We start from the raw sequence: 1,034 nt of genomic DNA, 5'->3' as shown, positions 1-1,034 counted from the left end.
CCAGGGCAAACGCATGAAGCCTACGTGAGGATTTGTTTGAGGTAGTGAATGTCGTAGGCCGCTTTCACGCGCCGTTTAGCCAGACTTAAGCCGTCGCGTTGTTGGGTGAGCACTTGCAGGGTGAGCTTGCGYAARGTRGCCAGGTTTTCCGGCCCGTAGCCCGCGCGCACCCGACAGGCAYCTTCTTTCAATGTTACGTCCAGATGCCAGTGCAGGTGGTTTTCGATGCTCCAGTGYCCCCGCGCTAACTTGCTGTAATAGAGTGGATTTTCTTCCACTTCATCACTCAGGTAATAGCGCACCTGGCGGGTCGTCTTGCCCGCCACGCACCGACTCGCCTCGACTTTTACCAGCGTTTGCAGCCCGGGCCACGCGGCCACGAACGCGGCATCCAGGCTGCTGGCGGCCAGGCACCAGCAGCGGCGTTGCTCAAACCGGTCACGGCCATATTCCCATTTTTCCTGTGCGCTGTCCGCCGCATTGGCTTGGAAAGCACAGCTCACTTCTTCCCACAGCTGGCCCTGGTTGCGCTTGAGGGCCAGTAGGTAATGGCCCTGCTGCTGGCGAATCTGSCCGGCAATGGCGGCCTGGCAGCCCATGGCGTCGATGGTGACCACGGCCTCACGTAGGTCCAGTTGGGCCAGCAGTTCGGGTAAGGCCGTGATTTCATTGCTTTTATCGGCCACTCGCTGCTGGCCCACRCACAAGCGGTTCTCGCTCACCCAGGCATTAACCAGGTACAGGCCGGCGTTGYCAGCACTGCGCGGACTCACGCCCCGCAGCTTTTTGCCATCCAGACAGAGTTGTTTCTGGGCCAGCGTGTCGAGCAGCGCATGGCCGTGCTGGGCCAGACAGCCCCGCAGCAAGGCGGGAGAGAGCAGTTGAAATACGCGGTTAAACGTATCGTGCGACGGCACACTGGGCAAGTCTACCAATTCATCTAGTTGCCGGGCGTGGGTTTGGGCAAACAAGACCATGTCCGCGTAATCGTGGCCGTTGCTCAGGTAGGTGCACAAGCCAATAAGCAGAATGTC

The 1,034-nt window shown here is 59.7% G+C and carries 1 protein-coding gene; it reads right to left on the bottom strand.

Annotation, left to right across the window (positions count from 1 at the left end; genetic code table 11):
* Window positions 1–20: 20 nt before the first annotated feature.
* Window positions 21–1,034 (bottom strand): ISAs1 family transposase (locus D0T11_RS21720; RefSeq protein ID WP_119657882.1); only part of this gene is annotated, 1,014 nt, incomplete at its 5' end.

Origin of the sequence: Hymenobacter rubripertinctus, assembly GCF_003583925.1 — a bacterium.
GTDB lineage: Bacteria > Bacteroidota > Bacteroidia > Cytophagales > Hymenobacteraceae > Hymenobacter > Hymenobacter rubripertinctus.
This window is presented reverse-complemented; position numbering and strand designations above follow the sequence as displayed.